Annotated in this window: 18 protein-coding genes, 1 tRNA gene and 1 rRNA gene; 15 read left to right on the top strand and 5 right to left on the bottom strand. The window is 42.1% G+C overall.

What is annotated here, in order from left to right; all coding sequences use genetic code 11:
- Both rrf and Xvie_RS06220 read left to right on the top strand, forming a co-directional pair.
- Positions 1–110: ribosomal RNA gene (rrf, locus tag Xvie_RS06215) — 5S ribosomal RNA — on the top strand; the annotation flags it as partial.
- Positions 111–166: 56 nt separating this feature from the next.
- Positions 167–243 (top strand) — tRNA-Asp (locus Xvie_RS06220).
- Positions 244–410: 167 nt separating this feature from the next.
- Here the strand turns inward: Xvie_RS06220 and Xvie_RS06225 are convergent.
- The 3 genes from Xvie_RS06225 to Xvie_RS06235 are packed head-to-tail and all read right to left on the bottom strand — an operon-like array spanning position 411 to position 2,519.
- Complete coding sequence (locus tag Xvie_RS06225) at positions 411–596, bottom strand: hypothetical protein (RefSeq protein ID WP_086108479.1); 186 nt, start codon at positions 594–596, stop codon at positions 411–413.
- A 42-nt stretch (positions 597–638) separates the two neighbouring features.
- Positions 639–1,586 (bottom strand): hypothetical protein, encoded by a 948-nt coding sequence (locus Xvie_RS06230; RefSeq protein WP_086108480.1) that lies wholly within the window; start codon positions 1,584–1,586, stop codon positions 639–641.
- A gap of 33 nt (positions 1,587–1,619) precedes the next feature.
- Positions 1,620–2,519, bottom strand: a complete 900-nt coding sequence (locus Xvie_RS06235; protein WP_167376239.1) for a HEAT repeat domain-containing protein — start codon at positions 2,517–2,519, stop codon at positions 1,620–1,622.
- 347 nt (positions 2,520–2,866) lie between these two features.
- Here Xvie_RS06235 and Xvie_RS06240 point away from each other — a divergent pair, with 347 nt between their 5' ends.
- Complete coding sequence (locus tag Xvie_RS06240) at positions 2,867–3,667, top strand: endonuclease/exonuclease/phosphatase family protein (RefSeq protein ID WP_244175503.1); 801 nt, start codon at positions 2,867–2,869, stop codon at positions 3,665–3,667.
- An 89-nt stretch (positions 3,668–3,756) separates the two neighbouring features.
- Here Xvie_RS06240 and Xvie_RS06245 read toward each other — a convergent pair whose 3' ends face one another.
- Positions 3,757–5,142, bottom strand: a complete 1,386-nt coding sequence (locus Xvie_RS06245) for an amino acid permease (protein WP_086108482.1) — start codon at positions 5,140–5,142, stop codon at positions 3,757–3,759.
- A 169-nt stretch (positions 5,143–5,311) separates the two neighbouring features.
- On the opposite strand from Xvie_RS06245, the gene queE reads away from it, so the two are divergent.
- Positions 5,312–5,983: a 7-carboxy-7-deazaguanine synthase QueE gene (queE, locus tag Xvie_RS06250; protein WP_086108483.1), complete on the top strand. Its 672-nt coding sequence runs from the start codon at positions 5,312–5,314 to the stop codon at positions 5,981–5,983.
- Positions 5,984–6,017: 34 nt separating this feature from the next.
- On the opposite strand, the gene queD is transcribed toward queE, so the two are convergent.
- Entirely contained in the window at positions 6,018–6,380 is a 363-nt protein-coding gene (gene queD, locus Xvie_RS06255; protein ID WP_086108644.1) for a 6-carboxytetrahydropterin synthase QueD, read from the bottom strand.
- 276 nt (positions 6,381–6,656) lie between these two features.
- Here queD and cysJ point away from each other — a divergent pair, with 276 nt between their 5' ends.
- From cysJ to truD, 11 genes are all read left to right on the top strand, one after another.
- Positions 6,657–8,468: an NADPH-dependent assimilatory sulfite reductase flavoprotein subunit gene (gene cysJ, locus Xvie_RS06260; RefSeq protein ID WP_086108484.1), complete on the top strand. Its 1,812-nt coding sequence runs from the start codon at positions 6,657–6,659 to the stop codon at positions 8,466–8,468.
- A 14-nt stretch (positions 8,469–8,482) separates the two neighbouring features.
- Entirely contained in the window at positions 8,483–10,222 is a 1,740-nt protein-coding gene (gene cysI / locus Xvie_RS06265) for an assimilatory sulfite reductase (NADPH) hemoprotein subunit (protein ID WP_086108485.1), read from the top strand.
- Positions 10,219–10,953 (top strand): phosphoadenylyl-sulfate reductase, encoded by a 735-nt coding sequence (locus Xvie_RS06270; RefSeq protein WP_086108486.1) that lies wholly within the window; start codon positions 10,219–10,221, stop codon positions 10,951–10,953. Before cysI ends, Xvie_RS06270 begins: the two co-directional genes overlap by 4 nt.
- Positions 10,954–11,276: 323 nt before the next feature.
- Positions 11,277–12,731: a siroheme synthase CysG gene (gene cysG / locus Xvie_RS06275; RefSeq protein WP_086108487.1), complete on the top strand. Its 1,455-nt coding sequence runs from the start codon at positions 11,277–11,279 to the stop codon at positions 12,729–12,731.
- A gap of 10 nt (positions 12,732–12,741) precedes the next feature.
- Positions 12,742–13,650 carry a sulfate adenylyltransferase subunit CysD gene (gene cysD / locus Xvie_RS06280; protein WP_086108488.1) on the top strand — a complete coding sequence of 303 codons (909 nt, stop codon included), beginning with the start codon at positions 12,742–12,744 and terminating at the stop codon, positions 13,648–13,650.
- Between the two features lie 11 nt (positions 13,651–13,661).
- Entirely contained in the window at positions 13,662–15,104 is a 1,443-nt protein-coding gene (gene cysN / locus Xvie_RS06285) for a sulfate adenylyltransferase subunit CysN (RefSeq protein WP_086108489.1), read from the top strand.
- Positions 15,105–15,701 carry an adenylyl-sulfate kinase gene (gene cysC, locus Xvie_RS06290; RefSeq protein ID WP_086108490.1) on the top strand — a complete coding sequence of 199 codons (597 nt, stop codon included), beginning with the start codon at positions 15,105–15,107 and terminating at the stop codon, positions 15,699–15,701.
- Positions 15,702–15,957: 256 nt separating this feature from the next.
- Positions 15,958–16,275, top strand: coding sequence for a cell division protein FtsB (ftsB, locus tag Xvie_RS06295; RefSeq protein WP_086108491.1), 318 nt, complete (start codon positions 15,958–15,960; stop codon positions 16,273–16,275).
- A gap of 49 nt (positions 16,276–16,324) precedes the next feature.
- Positions 16,325–17,182, top strand: coding sequence for a 2-C-methyl-D-erythritol 4-phosphate cytidylyltransferase (gene ispD, locus Xvie_RS06300; protein WP_086108492.1), 858 nt, complete (start codon positions 16,325–16,327; stop codon positions 17,180–17,182).
- Positions 17,179–17,652 carry a 2-C-methyl-D-erythritol 2,4-cyclodiphosphate synthase gene (gene ispF, locus Xvie_RS06305; protein WP_086108493.1) on the top strand — a complete coding sequence of 158 codons (474 nt, stop codon included), beginning with the start codon at positions 17,179–17,181 and terminating at the stop codon, positions 17,650–17,652. The genes ispD and ispF overlap by 4 nt, the downstream gene beginning before the upstream one ends.
- Before the next feature lie 2 nt (positions 17,653–17,654).
- Positions 17,655–18,704, top strand: coding sequence for a tRNA pseudouridine(13) synthase TruD (truD, locus tag Xvie_RS06310; RefSeq protein WP_086108494.1), 1,050 nt, complete (start codon positions 17,655–17,657; stop codon positions 18,702–18,704).
- Positions 18,705–19,141: the final 437 nt, after the last annotated feature.

A 19,141-nucleotide genomic window follows, 5' to 3' on the forward strand; every position in this document is an offset into this window, starting at 1 on the left:
GGCAATAGCGCGGTGGTCCCACCTGACCCCATGCCGAACTCAGCAGTGAAACGCCGTAGCGCCGATGGTAGTGTGGGGTCTCCCCATGTGAGAGTAGGGCACTGCCAGACATTCAATTCAGCAGTTGTGGCCGGCACAAAAGGTCACGAAGATAAAGAAATTCGGTGGTGCGGTAGTTCAGTTGGTTAGAATACCGGCCTGTCACGCCGGGGGTCGCGGGTTCGAGTCCCGTCCGCACCGCCACCTTATTTCGAGAAAAACCCTGAGAGAGATCTCAGGGTTTTTTCTTATCTACAATAAAAATAAAGTTGCTTTGATTGTTAAACGTTTTCAATGGTTATATCTATATTCTGATAAATCTTATGTATGAATTACTGGACTGGTTTCACTAACCTGAATCAGCAACCTCATTATTGTTTTTCTGGATATAAATAGCCTCGTTCAGACCCGCCAGCGTCTATTTCGCGGCCAGCTTTGTTGCCGGATAGAGTGTGAGGTACTGCACCGGCCAGTAAGATTTCAGTACCGAAAGAAGTAAGAGAAATTTCTGCAATTACTCCTGATTTTTTGTTTTTAATTTGTTCAATATGATTCATTTTATTTCCCCTTTGATCAATAGGATCGTAAAGACTTCTCTTTTATTTGGATAAGATAGTCTTGATTTTTTCTTTTACTCTTGCTTTGACATAACTACTTTTATCATTATTTACTAAGCCAATAAGATCACTAATGTCGTCCTTGTTATATGAATGTTCAGCAGCGTCTAATATAGCCTCAAAGGCAATAGCACGTATTTCATCTCTACTGTGATTACGGGCTACTTGTAAAACGAGCTGACGACTTTTCTCGTTACCTAATTTTAATAATCCGTGGAATAGTGACTCTTGGGCGTGATAGTTTTCTTTCCTCCCTTTTTTTATAAGTGCAGTAACTTGTTGGTTTTCTGTTGGTTTTTTTTCACTATCTAAAATTAGTTTATTTTGGCTCATTTTTGTTTCTGGTTGCACTATCAAATTTAACGATACGCAAAAATCTTTTGGTGGGTATTGGATGTGTACGTCTTTGTTTCGTCTATAAAACATGACATTGCCTGCAGAAGATAACATTCGATCACCGGAAAAATTCAATGTCACTGATTCACCCTCTATGCCGTTTATGTCATTGTCGTTGTAGTCATATAGGCTAGTTTTATAGCCATTACCAAAGAAATTAACAGTCCAGAAATCAAAATCATGATCATGTGCTTTTCCATAAGGAAGTGGTACAAAATCGAACTGATTTCTCAACGGTAGCCAAACAACCATCCTGATAGAGATTCTTTTATCTTTGTAAATCAAGTAAGTAGGTGCTTGCATATCATTTTCTTTCTGAAACTGTGTTGGATCTCTAAGATCTGAACAAATAAAAGAAATGATTTCCTCTTTATTGGCGGCATAAGAATGCAACCATTCAGCTACTTGATTAATTTCCTCTTCTATATAAATCCTTTTATTTATATGAGAAATGACATCTGAACTTTTTAACAATGTAAGAAATTCTTTAAGATCCAGTACATTTTTGACTGTTGGGGTGCTATCTATCGTCATAATCTATTTCTCCTGAACCAGCAATGACATTTTTTAACAATTTTTTGCCATTGTCATTTCTAGGCTATGCATAGCAGCTTGTTTAAGTATTGGATCTTGGTCATTTTCCGCTAGTATTTTAAGAATTTTTAGGCAATTGGCTGGCGCTATTTTGGAAAGACTCTGCACTGCTTCCCAGCGTACAAAGTTTGCGTAATTGGATGTTGCTAAATTTTCAATACATTGAATAGATTGGGATGCCTTCATCTCTCCTAATAGCCTGACATATAATAGAACTCTGGATGCCTGTAAATTTGTACAGATACTTTGTATTGGCTCTAATGTCTCTCTGTTATAAATCCATGTAATCCATCCTTTCGGATCAGAATGTACAATCAATACGAAATTATTGGGAGAAGATTCAAGATCAAAATCTAAGATATATTTATAAGCTTCAAAGTAATAAACTTTATTTGGTTTAAAATGACAATCCTCAACTCTTTTGATGGGTTTTGGTTTTTGGAATATATTTTGTTCTGAACAAAATTCATAGCAGGGGACTATTATTTCCGTATTTGTCGGATTGATGACAAAAATATCAAATTCATTTGTGTAAAGTGTATTTTGCTCACTATCACCAATAAACCTGATTAATAAATTAAAATTATTTTGTCTATGTAGATAAATATGATCTTCAGATACCCCTTCATAGTTTGAGGTAATTTCTCTTTTTTCCAGAATATCATTTAATATTTCTACAATATCTTCCTTTTTTAGTGATGATAGTATAGAAGCTACATTTAAAAAATCTGGATTATCTCCATTCATAACCTCATCGACGGCTTTTTGTAAGTCTGTTAATGCTTTAATTGAAGGTGGCATTGATGAAGTGAATTGGGAATGATATGCATCAATATTATTTAACTCATCTTGTTCGAAAATATTTTTTTGCATATTCAGTTCCTTCATACTTTGATTTCGATATATACCAGTGAGTTTTTGGTTGTATGATAGCCACTAAATGAAACAGTATTCTTGAGTTATTATTTTGTCAAGTATAATTATGTTATTGAATGCTTAGTTTTATATTTATTAGATCTTAATATTAATTCTTTATAAGAAACTGCAATAACTCATATTGTTAATCTATTCTCTCATCATTGAGCCATTTTTTGTGCATAGGAGATTGAAATCAATAAAGTGTATGTCATATTAAGTAGCGAATGGGGGAGTGTATGGCGGAGGTAAGCTTGGAAAGTAAAAGCTACGCGAGAAGGCTGTATGAAAGAAAGCTTGTAAATATGAAGATGAGGTATGCGAAAAAAAATTATGCTATGCGATATGTCGCGGGTCAGCCTGTAGAACAAGTTTTTCCTACTTCTAAACAACTATTAGAAGAAGCCGCGTTGCCACGTGGGGAACCAATTCTTACCAGCAATAACGAACTTTCTATCGCTATTTGGAATATCTATAAGCAGCAACGCCCATTATGGAAAAATGTTCTGACCTCTTTAGCCGAGAAGAGCGACCTTATCTTACTGCAAGAAGCGCAAACGACCCCGGATTTATTGAAATTCATTACAGCCAGTGGCTTGGTTGCAGATCAAGTTCCTGCATTTGTCATACCTCAGCATCCATCGGGTGTGATGACATTGGCATCTTCTCCACCTGTTTATTGCTGTCCACTTCGCGAAAAAGAACCGATACTTAGGCTGTCTAAATCATCATTAATCACGATTTACCCGTTGCCAGATAAACGTCAGTTGATGGTGATCAACGTACATGCCATTAACTTCAGTCTTGGTATAGATGTTTATAGCCGACAATTAAATAACATTGGTATCCACATAAGCTTACATAATGGCCCCGTAATTTTTGCTGGGGATTTTAATGCATGGAGTCGGCAGAGATTAAAAATACTGGAACGTTTCGCACGCCGTATGAGATTGAAAGAAGTACATTTTAATGATGATTATAGAACGATTGTTTTTGGTAAGCCGTTGGATTTTATTTTTTATCGTGAATTAAAAGTTTTGAGTGCAGCAGTTGTAATGACAGGCGCTTCTGATCATAACCCCTTGATGGTGAACTTCTCTTTGTGATGATAACTGACAAAAAGACTTGTTGCTTTGGCGGAAAAAGATAAAAAAGCGTCGGTAATTTCCGACGCTTTTTGGAACAAGATTGATTATCACTTATCAGAGGAGCGCGTTGTTGATAGTTTCTTCTTCACACCAAAGAAATAGGCTAAAGTCAGAATGAATACCCAACCTATACCAACATATAGCGCGTTTCTTGTTTGCTCAAAATAGCCCAGCAATAAAATAATGCTGACCATAAAGACGATTGTAATTGCAGGGGCAATTGGCCACATCGGGATTGGGAATTTCAGCGTTTTGATTTCTTCTGCACTCATCTGGCGACGCATGGCAACGTGTGAGACTAAAATCATCAGCCATACCCAGACGGTTGCAAATGTAGCGACAGAAGCGATCAGAATGAAGATTTCTTTAGGGATCAGATAATTTAGAACCACGCCAAATAACAAAACCGCAATCATGACAAGAACAGTCATCCATGGAACACCATTGCGAGTCAGTTTCTTGAATGACTTGGGAGCTTGTCTTTCCTGCGCCATACCATACATCATCCTGCCTGCACCAAAAATATCACTATTGATAGCGGAAATAGCAGCAGTAATCACGACCGCGTTTAGAATATTCGCGGCTGAACTAATTCCCAAATTGGAAAAAATCTGTACGAATGGGCTGGTATTCGGAGTAATTTGATTCCATGGATAGATGCTCATCAGGATACACAGGGTCAAAACATAGAAGATCAAGATACGGAATGGAACAGCGTTGATTGCTTTAGGGATCGTTTTTTCTGGATTTTTTGCTTCACTGGCAGTGATGCCAATGACTTCTATGCCACCAAAAGCAAACATAACAATAGCGAATGAAGCTATCACCCCACTGATGCCATTTGGCATAAAGCCGCCATGCTCCCATAAATTGGACAGGCCGGTTACATGCTCAGTTTCTTGTCCGAATCCGTAAAACATAATGGCAAGACCACCGACAATCATGGCAATAATAGCAGTGACTTTAATGATCGAAAGCCAGAACTCCATTTCACCAAAGATCTTTACGTGACACAGATTCAAGGCACCAATAAAACATACAATTCCAAGCACCCAAATCCACTGATCGACATGCGGGAACCAAAGTCCCATATATGCGCCGAATGCGGTAATGTCAGCCAGACAAACAAACAGCATTTCGAGGACATAGATCCAGCCAGTTAAAAAACCAGCCAAAGGCCCCAGATAATGGCTGGCATATTGTGAAAAAGAACCAGAAACGGGATGGTGAACGGCCATTTCGCCTAGTGCTCTCATCACGATAAATACGGCAGCACCGCCGACTAAATAGGCCAGCAACACAGCGGGACCAGCTTGCTGTATTGCTGTTGCTGAGCCATAAAACAGCCCCGTGCCTATTGCAGAGCCTAAAGCCATGAAGCGGATATGCCGCACGCTCAGACCCTGTTTAAGCTGATTTTCATTATTTTGCATTCGTTATTCCCATCTATCCTTTCATGCCTGAGAGTATTTTAGGCATACGATGCTCTGTCTGGCTTTAGGTACCAGTAAAAGCAACCTAGTACGATACCATAAAGATGGATGTTCGCGGGATAGATATCTGTAATAATAACGGGCAGTTTATTAAAACCAGAGTTTTTTTATGATCTACCCAATAAATGAAATCTTCCAAACTTTACAGGGAGAAGGAGTGTTTACCGGTGTGCCTTCGGTTTTCATTCGATTACAAGGATGTCCGGTAGGGTGCAGTTGGTGCGATACCAAATATACGTGGGAAAAAGTGGCTGATAAACAGCAGCCGATTGAAAATATCTTACTGAAATCGCAGGACAGTGATTTGTGGGGCGTTGCTACCGCAAGACAGTTGCTGAGTATATTCACTCGTCAAGGCTACAGTGCAAAACATATTGTCATTACTGGGGGAGAACCGTGCTTATATGACTTGCGCCCTTTGACTGAAACACTAGAAAGCGAAGGCTATCAATGCCAGATAGAAACAAGTGGTACACATGTGATTCAGTGCACTGACAAAACTTGGGTGACAGTTTCTCCGAAAGTGAAAATGCGCGGAGGATATAAGGTTTTGCCTGAGGCGATGAAGCGTGCTGATGAAATCAAGCATCCTGTCGGGCGGCAGCGCGATATTGAAGCATTGGATGAATTATTGACTATGCTTGATGGAAATCCTATTCCGGTTATTGCCTTACAGCCGATTAGTCAGAAAGAAGACGCAACCCGCCTATGCATCGAAACGTGTATTTCCCGTAATTGGCGCTTTTCGATGCAAACCCATAAGTACTTGAATATCGCCTAAATCTCATTCAGCACCAGGTTCTGGTGCTGAATTCTTATTCGCCTCGATAGATACAACCTGCGCTACAGGTCTCTTTGACCATGACAGCACTGAGTTGAGGCAATGTTGGTTTTAACTTCTCCCAGATCCACATAGCCAAGACTTCGCTGGTTGGATTTTCAAGCCCGGGAATTTCATTGAGATAGTGGTGATCGAGCTGCTCCCAGATAGGTTTAAAGGCTGCTTTTACATCGGAAAAATCCATTAACCAGCCACTGAGAGGATCTATTTCTCCAGTGATTTCCAGTCGTACCATAAATGAATGTCCGTGCAGGCGCCCACATTTGTGTCCTTCAGGCACATTTGGAAGGTGGTGTGCTGCTTCGAATTGAAAATCTTTAAAGATGGTTGTACTCATACTCATTATTCTTTCCCCTGATTTCAAAAAGGCCGGCTATTCTACCTGAACTTTACAAGCTTAACGTGATTTTTCTGGAGATAAAAAGCACAACCTTTAACGACTTTATCGATATATTAAATCTGTAAATAAAGTTAGGCGTTTTGGTTATGAGATATTGCGATCCTTTCTTTAAATACCTCTCCTGTTTTGGGATAACCTGATAATTAATCCATGTTTATGATTTCGATATCCTTTACAGCATGGATATTGGCTATAGCAAAGGGCACTGGGACAATGACCACAAAACCACCTTCAATTGCATTATTACCTGTTTCTCCAGAACAATTATCACGCTTGCAATCTGCAATTAATGATTTTTCACCACATCAATTAGCTTGGTTGTCTGGCTATTTTTGGGGAATGGTAAATCACCAACCACAAGCTGAGACGGAGACATCTGAAGTTTCCGTACAGGAAACAGTGACTTTGCTTTCTGCATCGCAAACAGGCAACGCCCGTCGTTTAGCTGAACAACTGAGAGATTCACTATCAACTGAAAATCTCAAAGTAAATTTGATTAATGTGGGTGACTATAAATTTAAACAAATTTCCCAAGAGCGTGTATTGATTATTATTGCTTCGACACAAGGTGAAGGTGAACCTGCTGAGGAAGCTGTAGCACTGCATAAATATCTCTATTCCAAAAAGGCTCCATCAATGAAAGAGACGGAGTATGCCGTATTTGGTCTTGGGGATACGTCGTATGAACATTTCTGTCAGGCAGGGAAAGATTTCGACAGTCGTTTGCATGAGCTTGGGGCACAGCGTTTACTGGATCGTGTTGACGCTGATGTGGAATACCAAGACCAAGCTGATCAATGGCGTCAGCAAATTACAGGTATTTTGAAACAGCGTTTTTCAGTGCAGGTAAAACCTGCTACTTCATCAACCACTTTTTCATCGACTATTCCAGTACCTACCAAAGAAGCCACTACGTACACCAAAGAAACACCTTTGACAGCTTCTTTGTTGGCTAACCAGAAAATAACAGGACGTGGATCTGACAAAGATGTTCGCCATATTGAAATTGACTTGGGGGATTCCGGATTGAGTTATCAGCCAGGGGATGCCCTTGGGGTCTGGTTTGAAAATGATCCGGCTTTAGTGGATGAATTAATCACATTGCTTTGGCTGGAAGGTTCAGAACAAGTCAATGTGTATGGAAAGTCACTTCCACTGCGTGAGGCTCTGATCAGCCATGTAGAACTAACTCAAAATACCGGCGTGATTGTTGAGAAATATGCAGCATTGGCGAAAGATGAAAAACTGTTGACGTTAGTTGCGAACAAACAAGCATTGCAACAATACGCCCAGACAACACCGATTGTAGATATGGTCAGGGCAGTAGCTTCACACCCAGAAGCCCAACAATTTATTGATTTATTGCGTCCACTGACACCGCGGCTCTATTCCATTTCCTCTGCACAATCTGAAGTGGAAAACGAAGTCCACATTACCGTTGGGGTAGTTCGTTATGACATTGAAGAGCGTGCCCGTACTGGTGGAGCTTCAGGTTATTTGGCAGATCGTTTGCAGGAAGATGACAACATCCGGGTTTTCATCGAACAGAACAAAAATTTCCGTTTACCGACCGATTCTAATACACCAGTCATCATGATTGGGCCGGGAACGGGGGTTGCTCCGTTCAGGGCATTTTTGCAACATCGCAGCAGTCAGGGGGATGAAGGTAAAAACTGGTTGTTTTTTGGTAATCCGCATTTTGTTGAAGATTTTCTTTATCAGGTTGAATTCCAGCGTTACGTGAAAGATGGCTTATTGACTCGCATTGATCTGGCATGGTCAAGGGATCAGCAGCATAAAGTATACGTGCAAGACAAACTGCATGAGCAGGGAGAGGAAATCTGGCGCTGGATTCAGGATGGCGCTCATTTGTATGTTTGTGGCGATGCTAATCGCATGGCAAAAGACGTAGAACAAGCCTTATTGGACATCATTTCACAATATGGTGGCATGGATGCTGAACAGGCTGATGAATTCTTGAGTGAGTTGCGCCTTGAGCGCCGTTATCAGAGAGATGTTTACTAACGTGAGCAATTAACATGAGCAATGAGAGCAAAGAAAAACAAGGGCCTTTGATCGTTGAAGGCAAACTTGCAGACAGTGAACGCATGAAATTGGACAGCAATTACCTGCGAGGAACGATCAGCGAAGACTTAAAAAATGGGCTGACAGGTGGTTTTGAGGGAGATAATTTTCTCCTTATCCGCTTTCATGGAATGTATCAGCAAGATGACCGTGATATCCGGGCTGAACGCGCAGAACAAAAACTCGAATCGCGCCATGCCATGATGCTGCGTTGTCGTTTGCCGGGGGGGATAATTACCCCTAACCAGTGGTTGGGCATTGATCGGTTTGCGACAGAAAATACACTGTATGGCAGCGTTAGATTGACCAACCGACAAACATTCCAGTTTCATGGGATCTTAAAAAATAACCTGAAGCCAGCACATCAATTATTGGCACAGATAGGGTTGGATTCACTGGCTACAGCCAACGACGTCAACCGTAACGTGCTGTGCACATCCAACCCCGTGCAATCAGTTTTACATCAACAGGCTTACGAGTGGGCGAAAAAAATATCGGAACACCTATTACCTCGTACCAACGCGTATGCTGAAATCTGGTTGGATAAAGAAAAAGTCGCAACGACTGATGAAGAACCTATCCTTGGTGCCACTTATCTGCCACGTAAATTCAAAACAACCGTGGTTATTCCTCCACAAAATGATGTGGATTTGCATGCCAACGATATGAACTTTGTCGCTATTGCAGAAAATGATCAATTAATCGGCTTTAACGTGTTGGTAGGTGGGGGGTTAGCCATGACCCACGGCGACAAAAAAACCTTCCCGCGATTGGCGAGTGAATTTGGTTTCATTGCATTGGAACATACATTAGCAATTGCAGAGGCGATAGTTACAACACAGCGTGATTGGGGTAACCGAACCGAACGTAAAAATGCGAAAACCAAATATACCCTTGAACGCGTGGGTATCGAAGCCTTTAAACAAGAAGTTGAAAAACGGGCTGATGTGAAATTTGAAGCAATTCGTCCGTATGAATTTACTGGTCGGGGCGATCAGATAGGTTGGTTAAAAGGTATTGATGATCAATGGCATCTAACCTTATTTATTGAAAATGGCCGTTTGCTGGATTATCCCAATAAACCGTTAAAAACAGGGATAGCAGAAATTGCAAAAATCCACAAAGGAGACTTTCGTCTGACAGCCAATCAAAACCTGATTGTGGCAGGAATACCTGAGAGTGAAAAATCGCGGATCGAAGAAATTGCCCGTATTCATGGCTTAATTGATGATAGTGTGACAACTCTGCGCCATCACTCTATGGCCTGTGTTTCATTTCCCACTTGTCCTTTGGCGATGGCAGAAGCAGAACGTCTCCTGCCGACTTTTGTCGACTATATTGATGCAATGATGGAGAAGCATGGTGTTGGCGGTGAAGAGATCATACTTCGTGTCACAGGCTGCCCCAATGGATGTGGCAGGGCGATGCTGGCAGAAGTTGGGCTGGTGGGTAAAGCGCCTGATCGTTACAACCTGCATCTTGGTGGGAACCGTATTGGTGACCGAATTCCCCGTATGTACAGGGAAAATATCACCTCAGCAGAGATCCTTGAGATATTGGATGAGTTAATAGGTCGTTGGGCATCAGAACGCCATCTTCATGAATGCTTTGGTGATTTTCTGATCCGCGCTGATATTATCAAGCCAGTATTGAATTCAGCCGTCGATTTTTACGACTGGCAGGAGGCAATATGAGCCCGCTGAATTTATCGGAACTGGTGGTATTGACACCAGAGCAGCAAAACACATCATTGTCGGAGATCAATCAACAACTGGAATTGCTGGATGCTCATGAGCGCGTGAGATGGGCATTGGAAAATTTACCCGGCGAATTTGTGCTTTCCTCTAGTTTTGGTATTCAGGCGGCAGTTTGCCTGCATCTTGTGACACAGGAGTATCCTGATATTCCTGTGATTCTCACTGATACGGGATACTTATTCCCTGAAACCTACCAATTTATCGATAATCTGACTGAAAGACTCAATTTGAATTTGAATGTTTTCCGTGCAGATCACTCCCCGGCTTGGCAAGAAACACGCTATGGCAAATTATGGGAACAGGGAATCGAGGGGATTGAACGTTATAACCAAATCAACAAAGTTGAGCCTATGAGCCGGGCATTGAAAAAGCTACAAGCACAAAGTTGGTTTGCAGGTTTACGTCGCCAGCAATCAGAAAGTCGTACTCATTTACCTGTGCTGGCAATTCAACGGGGGATTTTCAAAATCCTGCCCATTATTGATTGGGATAACCGTCAAGTACATCAATACCTGACAAAACATGGTCTGGAATACCATCCATTATGGGAGCAGGGTTATCTTTCTGTAGGGGATATCCATACCACCCAAAAATGGGAGCCGGGAATGAGTGAAGAACAAACCCGTTTTTTTGGTTTGAAACGTGAATGCGGTTTACACGAAAGTTAATTTAACATTGTAGATCACAGCGATTTTATTGGGCAGCGACTCTTGTAAAAGAAGCGCTGCTTTCGTTCGTGCTGAATATTTTGCTTAATTGATTTTGTAACATTTGGTGTTTAACACAATAAAAATCAGCTTATGCGATTCAGGAACAAATAATTACTTTTTGTCATTTCATAACTTGATCACGGCCTCATATATTCATCCTTTAGTAATCATAATAATTAAGAGCTCATACCCTTTATTTTTTCAGGTTGCTGCTTGGTTATCTGCATAACTTGAAACCCTCTGGGTATATCATGAAATAGGCTCTAACACGGGATGATATCGTGGACTATTTACCTTTATTTATTGAGCTCAAAGCCCGAGCTGTACTGCTGGTGGGGGGCGGAGAAATCGCTTACCGCAAAGCAGACTTATTGCTTCGTACCGGAGCAGAGTTAACGATTGTTGCCCCTGAACTGCATGTAGAACTGCAACAGCGTCATCAAAAAGGAGAATTTAAGTGGTTACAGGAAACGTTTAAAACAGAATATCTTGATGGCGTATTTTTAGTCATTGCCGCGACGGACGATCACAATCTAAACCAACATATTTTTTCAGAAGCAGATAAGCGCGCCATATTGACCAATGTTGTGGATAATCAGCCACTTTGTTCAGCAATTTTCCCTTCAATTATTGATCGTTCGCCGATTATGGTGGCGATCTCATCGGCTGGAAAATCCCCGGTATTAACTAAATTATTGCGGGAAAAGTTGGAATCCTTGCTCCCATTTAGTCTCGGTACGATGGCAAATATTGCGGGGCGCTGGCGGGAACGAGTGAAACAACGATTTAGCTCCATACACCAGCGACGTCATTTTTGGGAAAAGGCATTTAATGGACGTTTTGCCACATTGATTGCCAATGGGCAATTACAGCAAGCAGAAGATCAACTTGAACAGAAATTAGCCAAATATGATTCTCATACCCAAGGTGAACTGGCGCTGGTAGGTGCAGGGCCGGGCGATCCGGGGCTATTGACATTAAAAGGTTTGCAGGTGATCCAGCAGGCTGACGTTGTTCTTTATGACCATTTGGTTAGTGCAGAAATTCTGGAGTTAGTTCGCCGTGATGCAGACAAAATCTGTGTTGGGAAAAGGGCAGGCAATCACTCAGTGGCCCAGGAAGAAACCAATTCTCTCATCGTCAAATTAGCAAATCAGGGGAAAAAAGTGGTTCGTCTAAAAGGTGGTGATCCATTTATTTTTGGCCGTGGTGGAGAAGAATTACAAATTGCAGCAGCAGAGGGGATTCCCTTCCAAGTTGTGCCTGGTATTACGGCGGCGGTGGGAGCTTCTGCTTACGCAGGTATCCCATTAACTCATAGAGAACACGCGCAAAGCGTCACCTTTATTACAGGACACTGCCGTGAAAATGGCAGTGAATTAGATTGGCCTGCGTTAGCGCGAGGCAATCAAACATTGGCAATTTATATGGGAACCGTGAAAGCAGCCTTGATCAGCCAGAAACTGATTTCTCATGGTAGAGATAGCAATACCCCTGTTGCTGTAATTGGTTGTGGTACTCGTCCAGAACAGCAGGTACTGACCGGAACCTTATCCGAATTGGAACGATTGTCTCAAAAGGCACCATCACCCGCCTTGCTGGTAGTCGGAGAGGTGGCTCAACTCCACCATCAGATAGCATGGTTTGAACAGCAGTCCGTTGATCAGACGCAATTCATTGAACCAGGAAATGCTGTCACTCAAGTACATCGCCCCGCTGTGATTGATTTAGTATAAGGAATGCTTAATGGACGAAAGAAGACTGACACACTTACAACAACTTGAAGCTGAAAGCATCCATATCATCCGGGAAGTGGCTGCTGAATTTGCTAATCCCGTTATGCTCTATTCGATTGGCAAAGATTCCTCTGTAATGCTGCACCTTGCACGTAAAGCGTTTTATCCGGGAAAACTGCCTTTCCCTTTATTGCACGTAGATACAGGCTGGAAATTTCAGGATATGTATGATTTCCGTGATCGCACAGCAGAAAGATATGGCTTTGAATTGCTGGTTTACCGCAATCCACAAGGAGAGGCTTTGGGAATTAATCCGTTTATTCATGGCAGTGCAAAACATACAGACATCATGAAAACAGAAGGATTGAAGCAGGCTCTGGATAAATATGGTTTTGATGCAGCATTTGGCGGGGCGCGGCGTGATGAAGAAAAATCGCGGGCCAAAGAACGCATCTACTCATTCCGAGATCGTTCCCATCGTTGGGATCCCAAGAATCAGCGTCCTGAACTTTGGCGCAACTATAACGGCCAGATAAACAAAGGGGAAAGTATCCGTGTTTTCCCGTTATCCAATTGGACAGAGCTGGATATCTGGCAATACATCTATCTGGAACAGATTGATATCGTTCCCCTTTATTTTGCTAAATCCCGTCCGGTTGTTCAGCGTGATAAGACATTTATTATGGTTGATGATGATCGAATTGACCTGAAAACCGGGGAAGTGATTAGCCAGCGCAAAGTGCGTTTCAGAACACTGGGATGCTGGCCGTTGACAGGAGCTGTGGAATCAGAAGCAGAAACGTTGCCGGAAATCATAGAAGAAATGTTGATATCAACCACTAGCGAACGGCAAGGGCGACTGATTGATAGTGATCAGTCAGGTTCTATGGAACTGAAAAAGCGTCAGGGTTATTTTTAAGGAGTCCAGATATGCCAGCACTTGCACATAATGAAACTATTGCTAGCCAGATTAAACAACAAGGTGGAGTTGAGGCCTATCTTCGGGCACAGCAGGAAAAAGGCTTACTGCGCTTTTTGACCTGCGGCAGCGTGGATGATGGTAAAAGTACCCTAATAGGCCGCTTGCTGCACGACACCCGCCAAATTTATGAGGATCAACTTGCAACCTTACAAAGCGATAGCAAGCGAATAGGGACTCAGGGCGAAAAACTCGATCTGGCTTTATTAGTTGATGGATTGGCTGCTGAGCGAGAACAAGGCATCACCATTGACGTGGCATACCGCTATTTTTCTACGGAAAAGCGTAAATTCATCATTGCGGACACTCCGGGACATGAACAATATACCCGCAATATGGCTACAGGTGCCTCAACCAGCGATCTCTCCATTTTATTGATAGATGCAAGAAAAGGTGTTCAGGAACAAACGCGTCGCCACAGTTTTATCAGTACCTTGCTGGGTATTCGTCACTTGGTAGTGGCGGTAAATAAAATGGATTTAATTGAATATCAACAAGATCCGTTTGAACAGATCAAGCAAGACTATTTAAATTTTGCAGCACAATTACCTGCTGACCTAAATATCTATTTCGTTCCAATCTCGGCATTGGAAGGGGATAACATTGTTACCCACAGCGAAAAAATGGTATGGCATACGGGGAAAACTCTACTGGAAGTTCTGGAGTCCGTGGATGTAAAAACGAAAGCGGCGGAGCAGGCTCTGCGTTTTCCGGTACAGTATGTGAATCGTCCGGATCTTGATTTTCGTGGATACAGCGGCACATTGTCGTCGGGAATTTTACGACAAGGCCAGCAAATTAAAGTTATGCCATCTGGTACTGTTTCTACGGTGGAAAGAATTGTTACTTTTAACGGTGATCTCACATTTGCAGTACCCGGAGAAGCTGTCACCATTGTATTAAAAGATGAAATAGATATCAGCCGTGGTGACTTGTTGGTTGCGGTTGAAGATCAAATGAAAGTGGCTCGTCATGCTTTAGTTAACGTTGTCTGGATGTCAGAAAAGCCTCTGATTCAAGGGCAAAGTCTGGATATCAAAGTTGCAGGCAAAAAAAGTCGGGGCAAAATTGATAACATCCAATATCAGGTAGATATTAACAACTTGACTCAGAAAGTTGCGGTTGAATTACCCCTTAATGCAATAGGGCTGGTGGAGTTTTCATTTGATGAGCCATTACTGCTCGATAGCTATGCACAAAACAAGGATACCGGCGGCATTATTCTGATTGATCGCCTAACTAATGTGACTGTAGGAGCGGGGTTGGTGCGTGAAATCCAAGTGGATGTCTACGAAGAGCCTCAAGAATACAGTGAGTTTGAACTGGAATTTAACCAATTAGTTCGCCGTCATTTTCCTCATTGGGGAGTACGTGATCTATTGGGAGGAAAATAAGTGACTCAGAATATCGTCTGGCACTCACATACTTTGGATAGGGCACAACGAGAAAGTGCAAATGGACATTCTGCACTGGTGATCTGGTTCACAGGGCTATCTGGCTCGGGAAAATCCACCCTTGCCGGGGCATTGGAGCAGGTACTGTTTTCACAGGGGATCAAAACTTACTTACTGGATGGTGATAATGTTCGTCATGGCCTGTGCAGTGATTTGGGTTTTTCTGAAATAGATCGGCAGGAAAATATCCGGCGGATCGGAGAAGTCTCAAAATTGATGATTGATGCTGGGTTGGTTGTATTGACGGCATTTATTTCTCCCCATAGAGAAGAACGGCAAAAAATACGCGAATTAATGGAAGAAGGCCAATTTATTGAAGTGTATGTTGATACGCCACTGGAAGTGTGTGAATCTCGTGATCCCAAAGGACTGTATAAAAAAGCGCGAGCGGGAGAGCTACACAATTTCACCGGAATCGATGCTGCTTATGAAGCCACTGAACGGCCTGATGTTCATTTGGATGGCTCACAGTCTGTAGAATCTTTGATTGAAAAATTACTTTTTGCACTGAAAGACCACGGTATCCTGCCTGCTTAACTACCACATCAGCCAAACGATCATGAAACACATTATTATTGTTAGTGGAATAATGTGTTTCTACACTCATTTAATTCAATGCATTTTTATTATGCCGTGAAATCATATTTTGAAATTATTTTTTGACTGGTTTTGTGGATGGCTTTGTGAGTGGTTTTATAAATGGCCTTATAAATGACCTTATAAATTGTTTTGTCAGAGTAAGTGGCGTCATGCTTTCAGTTGTGGGATGATTAGCGGGTTTTCAGGGGGGGAGATGGGCAAGTTAACGCTACTATTACTGGTTCTACTGGGTTGGTTGCAGTATGCACTGTGGTTCGGCAAAAATGGCATTCACGACTATATGCAGCTTAAGGCCGAAGTTAGTAAACAAGAGACGAATTACTCCAAGCTTAAGGCACGTAACAATCGGCTATTTACTGAAGTTGAGGATCTTAAGAATCTTGAAGGGAATCTGGAAGCGATTGAAGAACGTGCCCGGGATGAATTGGGCATGATTAAGCCGGGAGAATCTTTTTATCGTATGATGCTTGAGGTCTCAAAAAGTAATACTTCAAAAAATAATGAGCAATAGCTTGTGAGATGAAATAGCTTTTAAATTAAGACATTAAATAATAATTGAAATGAATAATTCACGACTTCATTCTACTGCTGATATTTTTCTTTCCGGCAATGCCTTTACTGAAGATTATGATACTGCTGAGATTATCGCCTTGATTCCAGCTGCGGGTATCGGCAGTCGGATGAAATCAGATTGCCCAAAACAGTACCTCGAAATTGCCGGAAAAACTATTCTTGAACATACTGTAACGGTGCTTCTTGAACATCCCCGCATACAACGCATTATTATTGCGCTGAATCCCGCTGATACGCAATTTGCACGACTGCCTATTGCTTCTGATCCAAGAATTACGACGGTCATTGGTGGTGAGGAGCGGGCTGATTCGGTACTGGCTGGACTGGATTATTTGGTTGGTTTGCCTACAGACAAGGCTATTTGGGTCTTGGTACACGATGCAGCCCGCCCCTGTCTTCATAGAAATGATCTCGATAGCCTGTTGCAGCTTATTGATCACCGTATAGAATCACCTGATGTATGTGGTGGCCTTTTGGCATCTCCGGTGAAGGATACGATGAAACGTATGGTATCGTTATCAGCGGAAAAACCATTGCTGAAAAAGCCATCAAAGAAAGAATCACCTACGATTCACTACACATTGATTGATCATACCGTTGACCGCAACGGACTTTGGCATGCCTTGACCCCACAGTTATTCCCTTTGCAGCTATTGCGTGATTGCTTGATCAAAGCGCTTGCAGAACAAGCCTGTATCACCGATGAATCTTCAGCGCTGGAGTATTGTGGTTATCGTCCTGTACTAATCAACGGACGGTCGGACAATATAAAAGTGACTCAACCCGAAGACTTGGCACTGGCTGAATTTTACCTATCCCGAAAATCTAAGGAATCTAGCGTATGAGAATTGGACACGGTTTTGATGTGCATAAATTTGGTGGAGAAGGGCCATTGATCATTGGTGGTGTCCGCATTCCTTATGAGCAAGGATTAATTGCCCATTCAGACGGCGATGTCGCTTTACATGCTGCCACAGATGCCTTATTGGGAGCCGCTGCACTGGGAGATATTGGCAAATTATTTCCTGATACCGATCCTGCCTTTAAAGGTGCAGATAGTCGTGAACTACTGAAAGAGGCTTATCGTCGCATCCGAGCAAAGGGCTACCGGATAGGCAATCTGGATATTACTATCATTGCACAGGCACCGAAAATGTTGCCGCATATCCCCCAGATGCGGGTTAATCTGGCGGAGGATCTTGAGTGCCATATGGATGATGTTAACGTTAAAGCGACAACAACAGAAAAACTGGGTTTTGTTGGTCGTAAAGAAGGTATTGCCTGCGAAGCAGTCGCTTTGTTGGTAAAGGAATAAGCATGACATTGAGTGAATTACATTGGCTTTATGGCCGACCGGAAGCGAGCGGTGTTGTTAAATCCACACCAGAAGATTTTATTGTACGCGAAGATTTGGGATTTTCTCCTGATGGAGAAGGCGAACATTTAATGGTACATATCCGTAAAACGGGATGTAATACCCAATTTGTGGCGGATAATCTTGCCCGTTTTGCCAAAATACCGGCTCGTTCTGTCAGTTATGCGGGTTTGAAAGATCGCAACGCAGTTACGGAACAGTGGTTCTGCCTACACTTGCCGGGAAAACAGGATCCGGATTTAACGGCATTTCAACTTGAAGGCTGTGAAGTCTTGGCAACCTCCCGTCAGAAACGCAAACTACGGATTGGTACATTAAAAGGTAATGATTTTACTCTAGTATTAAGAGAAATCTCTGATAGGCAATCTGTAGAAAAACGCTTGCAGCAGATAGCACAAACTGGCGTGCCGAATTATTTTGGTGAGCAACGTTTCGGACGAGATGGACAAAATTTGGTTCAGGCTCAGCGTTGGGCCGCTAATGAAATCCATGTTAAAGAGCGTAACCGCCGCAGTTTTTATCTTTCAGCCTGCCGTAGTGCTATGTTTAATACTATTGCCAGCATACGCATTGCACAGGATGAACATCAGCAGGTAAAAAATGGTGATGTATTACAATTGACAGGACGCGGTAGTTGGTTTGTGGCTGATGAAACGGAACTATCAGTATTGCAGCAACGGGTCATGGATGGGGAATTACAGATAACCGCACCGTTACCGGGTGACAAAGCATTGGGAACGCAGCACCAAGCTTTAGCTTTTGAACAACAATGCTTATTAGACTATGAGTCTTTTTGGGCATTGGTCAAACGTGAGCGAGTGGAAAGCAGCCGTCGGGCAATGTTAGTGAAACCACTTAATTTGCATTGGGAATGGCAAGATGACCAAACCGTCACCCTCCATTTTTCTCTGCCATCGGGTAGCTTTGCGACCAGTGTTGTCAGGGAACTGATCAATCAGGATCAAAATAACACTGCGGATATTGCGGAATAATGGTTCCAGCTAATCCGACAATATTTTCATAACAATATCTTCATAATAATGCCTTCATAATAGTCTTATACCAAGATACACAAGAGATAGGTGATTTAATCTATTTTACTGGGTATCTTGGTGCGTTCTATTACTTAAGTCACGTAGTTCCAATCAGATAGTTATAACTGTCTGGGAATCTATTGAATATATCTCATTGCAAGATATTTTTCTGAAGTCTGATATTGTGCTTGGTAAGCACTGAGTACATGCCATAATTTAAGTCATAAAGTAGATTGATACTTACTTAAAATCCGACCTATTAAGTCATAAAAATTGCACTAATCGATCGTCAAGATCAACTAAGACATGAACAGCTATTTTTCCCCACTATAAGTCTGATAATTTAACAAAACTTCCAGTATTGCTGATAATGAGTTATCCTTCCGAAAAGTGCA

This window comes from Xenorhabdus vietnamensis, assembly GCF_002127535.1.
Classification (GTDB): domain Bacteria; phylum Pseudomonadota; class Gammaproteobacteria; order Enterobacterales; family Enterobacteriaceae; genus Xenorhabdus; species Xenorhabdus vietnamensis.